The following is a 13,875-nucleotide window of genomic DNA, read 5'->3' as shown; positions in this document are numbered from 1 at the left end:
CGCCATGAGCATCAGGCGCGCCCGGCCACTGCTTGGCACCTTCTGCGAAATTTGCATCAGCGACGCAGGTAATGCCAGCCCCCAAGCCGCCATTGAGGCGGCTTTTGCCGTTATAAAACAAATCGATGAAGGCTTGTCATTCCACCGGCCGGACAGCGAACTGTCGCGCCTGAACGCGGGCGCCGGCAACTGGGTTGAGCTCAGTCGTCACAGCATGCGACTGCTCAGGCTCGCCAAAAGCCTTGGCAAGCTAAGCGCCAATCGCTTTAACGTGACCCTCGGTGCCGAGCTGGTCAGTCGCGGCGCTCTGCCCCAGCATCAGCACGGCCACTTTTTGCCACGGGGCAAGTGGCAAGACATTGAACTTGCATCGAATAAAGCCCGGCTCAAACGTCCGGTTCTGCTTACTCTGGATGGCATCGCCAAAGGCTATGCAGTGGATTTGGCTGTTGCCTGTCTTAAGCGCTACGGCGTCCGGTCAGGCTCAGTCAATGCAGGCGGCGATCTGAAAGCCTTTGGCGATATACCCACCCGGGTGCAACTGCGCTCCGATAAGGGCTTTGGCGTCAGTCTCTACCTTTGCAATCAAGCGCTGGCAAGCTCTCGCCACGGCGCTGCGCCAACGACCAACTATCCGGCACTGGTGCTTACCGACCGTCCGGCGCCCGGCGAGGCAGAATTGCACACTGTGATTGCCCCTTTTGCCTGGCGCGCCGACGCCCTGACCAAGATAGCCGCCTTTGGTGAGCCCGGCCTTGTCCGCGCTCTGGGCGGCCAATTACCAACGGAAATAATCGCGAGAAACAGCGCATGAAACGTCTGAATGGCTACCCGGACGGGTTCTTCTACTTACTGCTTGCAGCCATGTTTGCCTGCAGCCTCACCGGAATTGCCATGTACCCCTGGGTGATGGAATTCAAACTGGAGTGGGAACTGGACTTCAACCTGCCGGGCAGCCTCAGGCTCGGAATTGTGAGCACCCACACCCTGGCGGCATCTGTACTGCTGATGTTGCTTGGCGCCCTGTGGCAGGTGCATATTCGCGCCGGATGGCGCCGAAGGGAAAACCATCTCAGTGGCATCTTTATGGCGCTGGCGCTGCTTTTGCTGATGTTAACCGGGATAGGACTCTATTATCTCAGCAGCAGCGACAGCCAATTGGTGGCCAGCGTGCTGCACTCTCTGCTGGGGTTGGGGCTGTCGCTAAGCTTTGTATGGCATTGGGGTCGGGGTCATCAAATTCGCGCCGGACATCTTCGCGCGGCCCAGGCTAAACATCGTCTCCGGGCCGCCAAGCCAGGCTTAAGCCCGGCGGCGCCAAACGAGCCGTTCAGCGATTAAGTCTGCCGTCGCGGCGTGCCTCTTCCAGAATGCGCTCGTTGTCCTGCACCATGCCATCCTGTTCGGGGATCTGTGGCTGATTGACTTCCTTTGCCGGTTTGGGTTCCACCCAGGTGAGGTTCTCGCAGCCGCCGAGCCCCAGGCTCGCCAGACACACACCCATGAGTACCACTGCTTTTTTCACGCTTCAACTCCTGTCGTTTGTTACATCATTTACTGGCATCGCCGCCCGGATCATCGCAGATAACCCCGCACTGCAGATACACTTGTTACCATTAACCTTTGTAAGTAACACATTCAAGCTGAATGGCGTCTGACAATCCTGGGTAAATAATGCTGGATAAAAATGTTGAGTAAATTCAGATAAGTCCGTTCACACATCCTTTTCTCAGCGACCACTATCCTGGGCAGACAGGCTTTTCACCAGGCCTACAAGGGTGTCGATGCGGGCATCACTGAGCTGTCGATAATCAAAATAGGGGCAGACAATAACCCGCCGGTGACGGTCGATGGCGAAGGCGTCATTGAGCCACTCCAGGCTATAGGGCGCCTCGGCTTTGCAGGCCAGCGCCTTACCATATCCCCTGCCCATGATGATATGCAGGGGTTGGTTTTCCGCCCCCTCGCTCGGAGCTTTCAAGACAGAGCCCGGCTCTTTCAAGACTGAACCTGTCTCGTTCAAGACTGAGCCTGACGAGGTGGGCTCTGAAAAACAGGGCTCGGAAAACAGCAGTGCCGTACCTGAGTAAGAACGCAGCAGGCAAGCGTCGCGGTAATCCTGCCAACGGTCAAAATTGGCAACGGACGATAATGCCGGACGCAGCGCCTTGGCAATCACGGGGTCTTTTGCAAGCGCCCACAGCAGCTTGGCGTACACATTAAAGACCTTGCGCCAGCCGTTACCGCAGGCATTGCCGATGGCCGCAATCTCCCCATCCACCATGCCCTGCCAGCCCTCAAGCTGCTCAAGGTGCATAAAGGCCGGACGCTTATCGATGCAGGCCGCAATCAGATACTGGCAATCCCCCAATCCACAGCTCACTCGCCCCTCTCCGCCTGGCCTGGCTGCTCATCACCCAGAATGTCCCGATAAATCGACAGGACCCGCTCACTGTGATCCGATACCGCAATAAACGGCAATTGACCCGCCTCCCGCTGCAGCGTCAGACGGTGGTTTTCATCCCTCAGGGTGCAGTAAGCCGCAATCAACTGCTGGGCCAGATTCAGCGGCAGAATGTCGAGTTCGGCGGCTGTCTGGAAAATCCGCACATTGTCAGACCAAACGGTTAACTCATCGTGCTCGAAGCTGTTTTTCAAAACCAAATACTGGGCAATAAACTCGATATCGGCGATGCCACCGGGGCTTTGCTTCAAATCGAACATGCTCTCGTCCACCTTCAGCAGGTGCTCACGCATCTTGGTGCGCATCTCCCGCACCTCTTGCTGCAATTTGCCAGGGTCGCGCTGCTGCCCCAGCACCTGGGCGCGAATACGGCTGAATTGCCCCGCCAACTGATTGTCACCGAACACAAAACGCGAGCGCACCAGCGCCTGATGCTCCCAGGTCCAGGCCTCATCGCGCTGATATTCACCAAAGCGTTCAATCTCACTGACCAAGAGCCCTGAGGCGCCGGACGGCCGCAGACGCATATCCACTTCATACAGCTCGCCCGATGTGGTGCGGGTTGAAAACAGGTGCAAAATCCGCTGGGCAAGCTTGACGTAAAAGTGGCCAATGTCGATTTGGCGATCACCATTGGTAACGCCACTGCCCTGATGATTGTGCAAAAACACCAAATCCAGATCCGAGCCATAGCCAAGCTCAATGCCGCCCAGCTTACCGTAAGCGATGACGGCAAAGCCCATCTCGCCCGGCTCCAGATGCGATGGTACGCCGTGCCTGGCCGCCACCTGTCCCCAGGCCTGATGCACTACCTGCTCGATAATGGCCTCGGCGAGGAAGGTCAGGTGGTCACTCACCTGCATAATCGGCAAAACGCCAGTCACATCGGCAGCGGCAATTTTCAGTTGCTGAGTCAGTTTGAACTGGCGCAGCGCCTCCATTTGCTGCTCCATATCGTCTTCCGGTACCCTGAGCAGATATTGACGCAGCTCACTGCCGTAATCATCCAGCGAGGTAATGTCGTACAGCGCCGCCGGGTCGATAAGCTCATCCAGCAGCATAGGGAACTTGGCCAACTGATCGGCAATCCAGGGACTGGCGCAGCAAAGGCTGACCAGTTGGGCGCGGGCGCCGGGGTTTTCACACAAAAGCTCAAGGTAGGTGGTGCGGGTCAGCACCTGCTCGACCACATTGAACACGGGCGCAAACGCGGCCGACGGCCGGGGCATGGCCACCAGCTCGCCAAGCAGTTTGGGCATCAGCCGGTCGAGGGTTTCGCGGCCGCGGGGGCCTATGGGGCGCCTGGCCATGGTTTCGCGCCACCCCTTCAATAATGGCCAGAACTCTTCATCGTCGATTTGCTGATCTTTCAGCAGCGCCTCGGCGTGATCTTCTTCCTGCACATTCCAGAACTGCCAGGTCCAATGCTCATGATTTTCTTCGGTTTCTTCTCCGCCAACTGTGTCGCGAAAATGGCGGTGGATTTTGCCCATGGCCGCCTCGATATGGGTGCGAAGGTCAATCTCATTGGCCATGTCCAGCGGCGCACACAGTCGCTGCCAATCAAGACGATTGTCCGGCAGAGTCTGGGTTTGCTTATCGTCAATGGCCTGCAGCAGGTTTTCCACTCTTCTTAGCAGCACATAGGCATTTTTCAGCTCATCCACCGCCAGGTATTCGAGTTGCCCCAGGCTGTAGAGGGTGTCGATGGCGCCAAACAGACTTTGGGTGCGCAGGCTAGGCTCGCGGCCGCCGCGGATAAGCTGGAAACTCTGCACCACGAACTCCACTTCGCGAATGCCGCCGGCGCCAAGCTTGATATTGTCAGTCAGCTGACGGCGGCGCACTTCCTGGGCAATTTGCTGTTTCATCCGCCGTAAGGATTCGATGGCCGAAAAGTCGATGTAGCGGCGATACACAAAGGGGCGCAGCAAACTGTGCAGCTCATCGCTGTAACCGCACCAGGGGCCAAGGGCACGGGCCTTGACCATGGCGTAACGCTCCCAGTCACGGCCCTGCTCCTGATAGTAATCTTCAAGGGCGCTGTAGCTGACCACCAGCGGGCCACTGTCGCCGTAGGGGCGCAGGCGCATATCGACCCTGAACACAAAGCCATCCACTGTGACCTGCGCCAGCAGGTTTACCAGCCGCTGGCCCATGCGGATAAAGAACTGCTGATTATCCAGCGCCCGGCGGCCGCCCTGGGTTTCGCCGTGCTCCGGGAAGGTAAAAATCAGGTCGATATCGGAGGAGAAATTAAGCTCGCGGCCACCCAGCTTCCCCATGCCGAGGATCATCAGCGGCTGCGGTTTGCCTTCGCTGTCGCAGGGCGTGCCCAGGCTTTGGCACATGTCGCGGTACAGCCAGTCGCGACCGGCCACAATCAGCGCTTCGGCCAGAGCCGAAATATCCAGCAGCGATTCTTTCAGTGCCACCTTGCCCATAAAATCGCGCCAGGCAAGCCGGGCCATCTGGAAGTTGCGATAACGGCGCAGCACCGCTTTGGCCTCTTCTTCATTGCTCACATCTTTAAGTTGGGCGTGCAATTCCCGGTCGAAACTGGCCCTGTCTACAGTATCAAGCAAACCGGCAAACAGCGCGCTGATGCGCTCGGGGTGGCGCAGCAATTCACGGGCAATAAAATCACTCAGCCCGGCCACCTGGCACAGCTCCTGTTTCTGCCCGGCACTCAGCGCGGCCAGGCCATCGGGCCACTGGATCGCCAGCGATGCCAGCCATTTGTTGCCCTGTTCGAGAATTTCCTGTGGTGTTTCCAGCTGCTGCGTGTGCGACATACTAATCCCTGGCGACCGAGTATCGACATATTATGTCAAGAGTGATATAGGTAATGCATTTCCGGCCTTGGGATAAACCCGGGACGCCGGTGCCCGGTTAAGGTTACTATAAACAGCCGGGGATGACCTAGACCGATAATATTCCCTGAATTTTAGTCAGGTTCCCGCCGGTAAATGGCAGGAAAGATGGAGATAAAATGGCAGGATGGCTTAGCCGCATACTGTTCCCGCTGGGAGCCGTGATGCTGATGCTGACGCTGAGCGGCTGTTCCGATAACGGGGCGGCCGAACAAGCGAGGCAAATTGAAAAATACCTTGAGCTGGACGCAGGCCGTCTGGCAACCCTCGGTGCCATGTTGGATAAGGGCGAAATCCGTAACGCCACCCTTATCGGGCATTATGCCGAGCGCTTGAATCAACAGGACCCGTCACTGGCACCGATTGTCTCGGCGCTGGCCACCGACGCAGGCAAAGGCCCTCTGTTCGAGAGCCTGAAACGCCGCCTCGATGAGGCCAAAAATCCCGCCAACTTTGTTGATGAAGCCATGCGCCTCGATGAGCTTGAAAACCTCTATCAGGCCGCCGACCCGGCGCTTTACAACGATATGTTGTCTGACCCGTTAAACACCCTCGCCGACATGTCAGGTGGCAGCCTGCCGCGGGTGAATGCAGTGAGCCGTGAATCAGAGCTGGCAAGCCTTGGTGACGACTTTGGCCCCGGCAGCCAGCTGATTGGCAACCCCGCCTACGGCGAGTGGCAGACTGGCAGCAATGGCACCTCTTTCTGGGCCTGGTATGGCATGTACGCCATGTTCTCCAACCTGTTCCATCGCCCTGTGTATTACGACAACTGGTCGAGCCGTCGTCATTACAGCTACTACCACGATGTCGGCCGCTACCGTTACAGCTCACCCAGAGATGTGCTCAAGCAGCAACAGGTATTTACGCAGACCAAGAAGCGCTTCGACAATCAGGGCAAACGCTTCGACAGCCCCTACGCCAAGACCCGCAGCGGCGCGACCGGACTGTCCCGTCAGAGCCAGCAGGCCCCCAGCGTGGCTCAGGCCAGCAGGGCCCGCACCGAAAGGCAGAAGTTTCGCTCCAACTACGCCAAGGACAGCAGTTTCCGCGATTCCGGAAACCGCACCAGCCGCAGCTCCCGCCGTGGCAAGTGAGAACAGAATAAGGATTGAAAGATGACACTGTTACAAGACTATGGCCTGACTCAGGAACTGCTGATCATATTGGCCATCGATCTGGCCATCGCTGTTCTGCTGCTCACCGCCATGCGTTATCTGCAAGGCTGGAGCGTCAAGGTAAACAGCAGCAAGGAACTGGCCGAAAAAGACAATTTCGCCTTCGGGATCAGCACAGCAGGCGCCGTGCTGGCACTTGGGATAGTACTGACCGGTGCCATAACAGGCGCCGCGGCCCCCAACTATGCCACCGAAGCCATTGGCATGGGCACCTATGGCCTGTTTGGCATGCTGCTGATTAAAGTTGGCCGGGTGATGCACGACAAAATCGCCCTCAACAACATCGACAAAAACGCCCACATCCTCAAAGGCAATGTGTCTGTGGCATTGGTGGATGCCGCCGCGGCTGTGGCCACCGCTATTATCATTCGCGCGAGCCTGCTGTGGGTGGACGACCTGACCATCAACACCTTTATCGCCATCACCACCGCCTTTGTGGTGTCGCAGCTGATGCTGGTGCTGCTGACGCGGATGCGTGAAAGCCGCTACAGCGCCCGCAATCAGGGCGCCTGTATGCAAGAAGCGCTGGCCAAAGGCCATACGGCGCTTGCAATCCGTCACTCGGGACACATGCTCGCCATGGCACTCACCTTCAATGCCGCCAGCCACTTTATTGTGTTTGAGCCCACGGCCTATGTGGTTAACCTGCTTGGCTGGCTGTGCTTCTCAGTGGTAATGCTGCTGGTGCTTAGCCTGCTGCTTAAGCTGGTGAAGCTGCTGGTTCTGGCACGTATTAATCTTGCCGATGAAGTGGAGCGTCAGCACAACGTGGGTCTTGCCGCGGTGGAAGTGGCCATCAGCATTGCTATTGCCCTTATCCTCACCGGGCTGATGGCCTGAAGTGAGTAACCAGACGCAAAGGGTGTCGGCCACAGCCGACATCAAAATCCCGGCCAAACACCTTGGCCGGGCCGATGATGCGCTGCTGCTTGGCATTATGGCGGCGCTCGCAGGCTGCGGTCTGATTTACGAGTATCTGCTGAGCCACTATGCCGGGCGCATCCTTGGCGCCATGGAAGCGGCCATCTATACCATGATTGGTCTGATGATTGTGGCCATGGGTGTGGGCGCCTTTGCCGCCAGAGCCATTCGCAATCCTTTCGTTGGCTTTGCCCTGCTGGAACTGGCAGTAGCGCTGCTCGGGGCCGGCAGTGTGCTGCTGTGCGCCGCAGCCATTGGCCTCACGCAAACCCTGCCACAATTGCTCGCCGATACCTTTGGCCTGCCGCCGGATCTGATGCCAAATGGCGGCCTGTTGGGCGCGCTGCAAAAAGCTGCCCAGTATCTGCCCTATGTGGTAGGCACATCGCTGGGGCTGATGATTGGCATGGAAATTCCGTTGATTGCCCGGGTGCGTCAGGCGCTGTCAGATGAGCACCTGTTGCATAACGCCGGCACCATTTACGGCGCCGACTACATAGGTGCAGGCGTAGGCGCTGCCATCTGGGTCGGGCTGATGCTGGCAATGGATATTCAGTTGGCCGCAGCGCTCACTGCCAGCGTTAACCTGTTGGCGGGCTTTGCCTTTATTTTCCGTTTTCGTGCACGCCTGAGAGGTTTTGGCTGGCTGCTTGCCGGGCATATTCTGGCATCCTTTGCGCTGGTGCTGCTCGCGGTAAAAGGGCCGCCACTGGAGCAGGACTTCAATAATCTGCTCTACAAAGACAAGGTTATCTACACTGAGGCCACCCGCTTTCAGCAGTTGGTGTTTACCGAACGCCCACGGGGTCAGGCAGAGCCTGTGTATTCCCTTTACCTCAATGGCAGGCTGCAATTTTCCACCCAGGATGAGCATATCTACCATGGCTTTTTGGTGTGGCCACCGATGATGGCCGCTGCACGCCAGCAGCGGATATTGATTGTCGGCGGCGGTGACGGCCTGGCAGCAAGGGATGCACTGCGCTGGAACCCACAGGAACTGGTACTGATGGATTTGGATGAACGGCTGGTGAAGCTGTTTCAATCGCCGCCGCAGACCATGCCAAGACGCCTTGCCGAGCGGCTTATCCACCAAAATGCCAATGCCCTCAATGACCCGCGGGTACGGCTTATCTTTGATGATGCCTTTAATGGCATCGACCGTCTGATTGAAGCCGGTGAACACTTCGATGTGATTTTGGTGGACCTGCCGGACCCCAATCATCCGGACTTATCCAAACTCTATTCGGATTTGTTTTATCGCAAGCTCAAAGAAGTGCTCAGCCACGATGGCGCCATTGCCATTCAGTCCACGTCGCCATGGCACGCCACCCGCGCCTTTTTAAGCATTGGCAAAACCCTCGAATCGGCGGGTTTTAAGGTGGCAAGATATCATCAGAATGTGCCGAGCTTCGGCGAATGGGGCTGGACCCTGGGCACCCTAAATGGCTCACCCGAGCAGCGGGTTCTGGACGGCACGGCTCCGGCTCACCCCTGGGTGAACAAAGAAATGATTGGCGCAGCCTTTGCCTTCCCGCCGGGGTTCCTGCTGCGTGAACAAGAGGTGGACATAAACCATTTCGGCACCCAGGTGATTTATCAATACCATCTGGAAGCCTGGAAAGAAGAGAGCGGTATCAACCTTTTTTAGGGACTCGCCAAGGCGGCGAAATTTCGGCCAAGATAACGCTTGACATATTATGTCCCGGTGTTATCTTGAAACACAGACATAATATGTCAGAGAGGACGACTATGAATATCCACGCTATCGCCAATCACCTTAACGGACTGGGTGACAACAGCCAGACCGGTTTCCGGTTTGACTGCTATCCCATTGAAGGTGACGTGGAGGTGTTGCAGGTCAATATCGTAGGCCGGGAGGAGATCCCGATTTTTGTGTCGGTTACCGATAACCAGGTGCTGTGTATCAGCTATCTGTGGGGCGAAGACGAAGTCAAACCCGAAACCCGTGCCGATATGTTTGAAACCATGTTGGAGCTGAACATTCCCATGCCACTGTCGGCCTTTGCCAAAATCGACGACAAATATGTGGTGTATGGCGCACTGTCACTCAAATCCAGCATGGCCGAAATCGAGCAGGAGCTCAGCGTCCTGTCCGATAACTGTCTCGAAGTTATTGCCGAAATGGCCGATTACCTGAACTAAGGAGCTGCATTATGGGCATTCTCAACAAGATCCTGACCGCCTTTCGCGGTGGTGCAAACGAAGTAGGCCAAAGCATTGTCGACGCCAATGCCACACGCATTTTCGAGCAGGAAATCCGTGACGCCGAAAAACACCTGACCAAAGCCAAGCGCGACCTGACCGAAGTGATGGCCAAAGAAATGGCCGCCGCCCGCGAAGTGGATCGCCTCAAGCGTGCCATTAGCGAACACGAAGGCTATGCCACCCAGGCGCTGGAAAAAGGCAACGAAGCACTGGCGCTGGAAGTGGCTGAGAAAATCGCCCAGCTGGAAATGGAGCTGGCCGAGCAGCAGTCTTCAAACGAAGCTTTCTCCAACAACGCCGCCAAGCTGAAAGATCTGGTGAAAAAGACCGAACGTCAGCTGGCCGATTATCAGCGTCAATTGTCGATGGTCAAAACCACCGAAAGCGTACAGAAAGCGACCGCCTCTATCACCGACTCCTTTGCTTCCAGCAACTCCAAGCTGCTGAATGCCAAAGAATCGCTTGAGCGCATCAAGGCCCGTCAGCAGCAGTTTGACGACCGCATGAAGGCCGCCGAGACGCTGGAAGCCGAGGACAGCGACAAGTCGCTTGCCGCCAAACTGGCCGAGGCCGGCATTGGTGAGCAAAAGAGTGACGCCAACGCGGTACTCGAAAGGCTCAAGTCCCGTAAGGGCTAAGCGCCCGCTTGATAACACCCGGTCACAGTGCCGGGTGTTGTCGTTTGGTTTTCAGGGCACACATTCGCTTCACATGGAGGCACCCAATGAGCTTTCTTAAAGGCCTGTTTGGCGATAAACCGCCCAAGGCCAGGGTTATTCGTCACCCCCGTGAATTAATGCGGGGCGATATCATCAGCCTGGACAACGACTTTGGTTTGCCAGCGCAGCTTCGTGGTCAGTCACTGGAAGTTATCGCCATCAACACCTACGAGTTCGAGCGCAGTCAGGAAATCGAGTGGCAACTCAAGGGCGCTGGCGGCGATACCCTGTTTATGACCCTGGTTGATGACGATGAACCCCAGGTGCATTTCAGCCTCAAAATCAGCCGCCCCGAAGTCGAAACCCTGTTTGGACTCGACGCCTTTGGTGAGATTTTTGAGGAGGACAGCCAGGCGAGTCTCACCGTCCAAACCGTTCCGCAGAGGCTTGAGCAGTGGCTTGGAAATCAATACCATGAAGTGAGCTTCGCCTTGTTTGGCTATTTTCACCGAGAGGATTATCGCGGCCTCAAACCGCCCCAGGATGCCAATGGCGCCACCGGCGAGCCCTTTGAGCGTTACGAGTTGGAAGACGACAGCGAACAATTCAGCCTCGAAGTGGAAGTGTTTGAAGGCGGCGAAACCGATGTTCTCGTTGGCCTGACAAAACCGCTCAGCCTTATTCGCGAGTACTGGCCAGGAAATCACCCATGACCAAGACCAAACACCCGCTGCCGGAAACCTGGCTGCAAAACCAAAAGGCCGCCAAGGCGACCCAGGTGGCCTTTGATTTGGATGAAAAGTTCCAATACGAAATCCGTAAGGCGGCACTGGATGCCAACCGCAGCCCCTCGGATCAAATTCGCGCCATTCTGGGGCTGCCGGTGGCCAAGCGCCCTACCCGGCCAAGACTGACGGTATCTCTGAGCCCTGAAGACTATGTGGCACTGGCCGAGAAATACGGCCTCAGCGCCGATGCACAGCTTGAGATAAAAAAACGGGTACTGGAAGACCTGGTTCAGTTCGTTTCCGAAGACTGAACAGATCCAATATGACTTGGGGGAGTCAGATGTCTGAACCAACACACGGCCACGTGAAACGCATCAAGGCACCAGCGCCCATTGAACTGGCGATGATGCTGCTGTCACTGCTGGCCGTTATAGTGGTGCTGGTCATGACCTTTGGTCGGCTCGATGAAGAAACCTACCGACTGCTGTTTATGATAGACACCGGGATTTGCAGCATCTTTATGCTGAACTTCTTCACCGGTCTGTTCCGCGCCAAAGACAAGCTGTTTTTTATCCGCCATCACTGGATTGATTTTGTCGCCAGTATTCCCGCTATCGAGGCGCTGCGCTTTGCCAGGCTGTTCCAGATTTTGCGGGTTATCCGCCTTATCCGTATGAGCCGCTCGCTGCTGTCGCAGGTATTGCGTCAACGCAAACAAGCCACCCTCGCCAGCCTGCTGGTGGCCCTGGTGACCATACTCACCCTGTCATCGGTAGCGATTTTGCTGGTTGAATCCCCCGCCGAGGGCTCCAACATACTCACCGCCGAGCAAGCCATCTGGTGGGCTATGGTTACGATTTCCACCGTGGGCTACGGCGACCATTATCCTGTGACCACCGCTGGCCACATCGTCGGCTCCATGGTGATTGTCTGCGGCGTCAGCTTCTTCGGTATCATCTCGGGTTATATGGCCTCGGTGTTTGTGGCACCGGACGAGGAAGAGCGTCAGGAAGCTCACGCCGAAAACCTGCGCCAGGAGATGGAGCAGGCGCTGAAACGCATGGAAGAGAATCAGGCAATTATGTTAAGGGAAATGGCGGCACTGCGCCGGGCGATTAAAGATGTGCGCAGCGATGGGGATGACGAGTTGTAAACGCCTTAAACGCTTATCAAGGTCCTGCGCTAAAACAAAGCCCACCTGTTTCGGCGGGCTTTGTTGTTTTTAAGCACTTTTCCGGGTTTGTTAGCTGCTGTGCTTAACGCCAATAGGGCGGCTGCGCCAGGGCGCTCTTATGGCTCTGCTCAAGGGCATGCATCAAACTCAGCGCCTTGTCTTCAAGCCAGTCCTGCATTTCGGCATCAGGGCCCGCCATATCACCAAGCAGCACATAGGCGCGCAGTGCATCTATACCCCGGCGCAGGTCCTGCCAGGGGGCACGGTACTGCCTGCGGGCATCAGCACTGTAGAGCTCGCCGTAAGCCAGACCAACCAGCAACGCATCATCAAGCGCAGCGCCCAGTGCAAGAAAGTCAGTGGTAGACGCTTTAGCGGGCATCAGTTGCTGAATGCCCTCCCAAGAGGCCTGTTGCAACTGATTGGCCACCTGCTTAACAGCCAAATCGCTTTCTACTGGATTGCCAAACAGCAAGGTCACCAGCTCGAGCTGCACCTTGCCATAGGCCGGCAGGCGCCAAAGTGATTCGAGCCTGGCCTGGACACTCTCCTGAGCCATCCAGTTTTGCGCTTCAGTTTGCCAGCGCTGCGCATCGGGACGCCGACCAAACAGGGAGTCACGGTTTTCGGCAATGGCCGAGAGTGCCACCGCATCATCCACAAAGGCGAGCGCACGGCGAACCTGGCCAAAGCCGCTTTGCAGGTTGTCACTCAAGGCACCAAATTGACGGCAACCGGCCTCAAGCAAACCAATGCAGGTGCGCAGCCTTGCCCACAGCGGCGCCGCACTTTGCGGATCGGCGGCCGACTGAGCTATGGCATCTTCCAGCAGTTGCCAACGCTCAAGCGCAGTTTCAAGTGTTGCCGCAAAAGCCTCGGCAGCGCTGCACTGGGGCGGCAGTGGCACAGTATCGAGCTGTGCCAACATGGGTTTGGCACCCAGCCCGGCCAAACGGTAGCCACGCTGCGCCTTACTGGCCTTACCCAGTCGCATCGGCACCCTGGCCATCAGCTTTTCAGCCAACGTCAGCAGATCAGCGGCCTGACCTGACATCAGTTCAAATTCGAGCTCGCATAAGGGCTCTTCACGATTCCCACTGCGAACAGTGCCTTCATCGAGGGCAATCTCGACTTGGCTTGCCCCCTCGCTCACCAGCCAGGTCAGACGGCGAAAGTCGGTGTGAAACACGCAATTGAGCTTGGCCTGGGTATCGGCAAGGTCGGCGTCCTCAGGCCAGATACGTGCTGGGAACAGCGTAAGATCCGGGGTATCTGTGTCAATATCGACATTATATTCGGGACGGCTGTGAATGCCGCCGACCACTTTTCCGGCCGTTTTGATGGTTTGCTCCCGCTTGCCGTTTCGGCCGCGGACCCGCAATCCCATGTCCCAACTGCGCAGTTGCAGTGCGTCTGTATCGAAATAACCATTACTGAGCATGACATCTGTCTGAAAAGTCTCTACAAACAGGTGATTGATCTCAGTAATGAGGGTATCTTTAAATTCAGGAAGGAAAAAAAGCTTGAGTTCTATCTCGGCATCCATGGGGTCAAGGCCTTACTGCGTCATCAAAAATTCATCGAACTGACACCTTGGCGTCATAATGTCACATAGCTGTCATAATTCGTCAGTATGATTTGCGCCGCGGGTT

14 protein-coding genes are annotated in these 13,875 nt (G+C 56.7%); 10 read left to right on the top strand and 4 right to left on the bottom strand.

Going from position 1 to position 13,875, the window contains the following annotated elements; translation table 11 throughout:
- Positions 1–4 precede the first annotated feature (4 nt).
- Both MJ923_RS11575 and MJ923_RS11570 read left to right on the top strand, forming a co-directional pair.
- The gene (locus MJ923_RS11575) at positions 5–814 is read left to right on the top strand and encodes an FAD:protein FMN transferase (protein WP_240591215.1); all 810 of its coding nucleotides are present in this window, start codon (positions 5–7) and stop codon (positions 812–814) included.
- On the top strand, positions 811–1,341 hold the full coding sequence (locus MJ923_RS11570; protein ID WP_240591214.1) for a hypothetical protein: 531 nt from the start codon (positions 811–813) through the stop codon (positions 1,339–1,341). Before MJ923_RS11575 ends, MJ923_RS11570 begins: the two co-directional genes overlap by 4 nt.
- Here the strand turns inward: MJ923_RS11570 and MJ923_RS11565 are convergent.
- From MJ923_RS11565 to glnE, 3 genes are all read right to left on the bottom strand, one after another.
- Positions 1,331–1,525, bottom strand: a complete 195-nt coding sequence (locus MJ923_RS11565; protein ID WP_126167870.1) for a hypothetical protein — start codon at positions 1,523–1,525, stop codon at positions 1,331–1,333. The two genes, MJ923_RS11570 and MJ923_RS11565, sit on opposite strands and share 11 nt — an antisense overlap.
- Before the next feature lie 204 nt (positions 1,526–1,729).
- Positions 1,730–2,383, bottom strand: coding sequence for a DUF6942 family protein (locus MJ923_RS11560; protein WP_240591213.1), 654 nt, complete (start codon positions 2,381–2,383; stop codon positions 1,730–1,732).
- Positions 2,380–5,259: a bifunctional [glutamate--ammonia ligase]-adenylyl-L-tyrosine phosphorylase/[glutamate--ammonia-ligase] adenylyltransferase gene (gene glnE, locus MJ923_RS11555; RefSeq protein ID WP_240591212.1), complete on the bottom strand. Its 2,880-nt coding sequence runs from the start codon at positions 5,257–5,259 to the stop codon at positions 2,380–2,382. Before glnE ends, MJ923_RS11560 begins: the two co-directional genes overlap by 4 nt.
- Before the next feature lie 197 nt (positions 5,260–5,456).
- Here glnE and MJ923_RS11550 point away from each other — a divergent pair, with 197 nt between their 5' ends.
- From MJ923_RS11550 to MJ923_RS11515, 8 genes are all read left to right on the top strand, one after another.
- Complete coding sequence (locus MJ923_RS11550) at positions 5,457–6,434, top strand: hypothetical protein (RefSeq protein WP_240591211.1); 978 nt, start codon at positions 5,457–5,459, stop codon at positions 6,432–6,434.
- Positions 6,435–6,455: 21 nt separating this feature from the next.
- Positions 6,456–7,355, top strand: a complete 900-nt coding sequence (locus tag MJ923_RS11545) for a DUF350 domain-containing protein (protein WP_240591210.1) — start codon at positions 6,456–6,458, stop codon at positions 7,353–7,355.
- Position 7,356: 1 nt separating this feature from the next.
- Positions 7,357–9,084, top strand: coding sequence for a polyamine aminopropyltransferase (locus tag MJ923_RS11540; protein WP_420854440.1), 1,728 nt, complete (start codon positions 7,357–7,359; stop codon positions 9,082–9,084).
- Positions 9,085–9,185: 101 nt separating this feature from the next.
- Entirely contained in the window at positions 9,186–9,599 is a 414-nt protein-coding gene (locus MJ923_RS11535) for a YjfI family protein (protein ID WP_126167876.1), read from the top strand.
- Positions 9,600–9,610: 11 nt separating this feature from the next.
- On the top strand, positions 9,611–10,300 hold the full coding sequence (locus MJ923_RS11530) for a PspA/IM30 family protein (RefSeq protein ID WP_126167877.1): 690 nt from the start codon (positions 9,611–9,613) through the stop codon (positions 10,298–10,300).
- An 86-nt stretch (positions 10,301–10,386) separates the two neighbouring features.
- A complete protein-coding gene (locus tag MJ923_RS11525) occupies positions 10,387–11,034 on the top strand; it encodes a DUF4178 domain-containing protein (protein WP_240591209.1) in 648 nt (215 codons plus the stop codon).
- Complete coding sequence (locus MJ923_RS11520) at positions 11,031–11,360, top strand: hypothetical protein (protein ID WP_126167879.1); 330 nt, start codon at positions 11,031–11,033, stop codon at positions 11,358–11,360. Before MJ923_RS11525 ends, MJ923_RS11520 begins: the two co-directional genes overlap by 4 nt.
- Positions 11,361–11,389: 29 nt before the next feature.
- Complete coding sequence (locus MJ923_RS11515; protein WP_240591208.1) at positions 11,390–12,202, top strand: potassium channel family protein; 813 nt, start codon at positions 11,390–11,392, stop codon at positions 12,200–12,202.
- 103 nt (positions 12,203–12,305) lie between these two features.
- Here the strand turns inward: MJ923_RS11515 and MJ923_RS11510 are convergent, their stop codons facing one another.
- Positions 12,306–13,769 carry a CYTH domain-containing protein gene (locus tag MJ923_RS11510; RefSeq protein ID WP_240591207.1) on the bottom strand — a complete coding sequence of 488 codons (1,464 nt, stop codon included), beginning with the start codon at positions 13,767–13,769 and terminating at the stop codon, positions 12,306–12,308.
- Positions 13,770–13,875 lie beyond the last annotated feature (106 nt).

The organism is Shewanella zhuhaiensis (assembly GCF_022484835.1).
Lineage (GTDB): Bacteria > Pseudomonadota > Gammaproteobacteria > Enterobacterales > Shewanellaceae > Shewanella > Shewanella khirikhana.
Note: the sequence above shows the minus strand (reverse complement) of the source record. Positions and strands in the feature narration are given on the sequence as shown.

Bases quoted from the DNA above. Each gene is read 5' to 3' on its own strand.
- MJ923_RS11520 (WP_126167879.1), top strand. From the start codon at position 11,031: ATGACCAAGACCAAACACCCGCTGCCGGAAACCTGGCTGCAAAACCAA.
- MJ923_RS11575 (WP_240591215.1), top strand. From the start codon at position 5: ATGAGCATCAGGCGCGCCCGGCCACTGCTTGGCACCTTCTGCGAAATT.
- MJ923_RS11570 (WP_240591214.1), top strand. From the start codon at position 811: ATGAAACGTCTGAATGGCTACCCGGACGGGTTCTTCTACTTACTGCTT.
- MJ923_RS11515 (WP_240591208.1), top strand. From the start codon at position 11,390: ATGTCTGAACCAACACACGGCCACGTGAAACGCATCAAGGCACCAGCG.
- MJ923_RS11545 (WP_240591210.1), top strand. From the start codon at position 6,456: ATGACACTGTTACAAGACTATGGCCTGACTCAGGAACTGCTGATCATA.
- MJ923_RS11525 (WP_240591209.1), top strand. From the start codon at position 10,387: ATGAGCTTTCTTAAAGGCCTGTTTGGCGATAAACCGCCCAAGGCCAGG.
- MJ923_RS11550 (WP_240591211.1), top strand. From the start codon at position 5,457: ATGGCAGGATGGCTTAGCCGCATACTGTTCCCGCTGGGAGCCGTGATG.
- MJ923_RS11510 (WP_240591207.1), bottom strand. From the start codon at position 13,769: ATGGATGCCGAGATAGAACTCAAGCTTTTTTTCCTTCCTGAATTTAAA.
- glnE (WP_240591212.1), bottom strand. From the start codon at position 5,259: ATGTCGCACACGCAGCAGCTGGAAACACCACAGGAAATTCTCGAACAG.
- MJ923_RS11535 (WP_126167876.1), top strand. From the start codon at position 9,186: ATGAATATCCACGCTATCGCCAATCACCTTAACGGACTGGGTGACAAC.
- MJ923_RS11530 (WP_126167877.1), top strand. From the start codon at position 9,611: ATGGGCATTCTCAACAAGATCCTGACCGCCTTTCGCGGTGGTGCAAAC.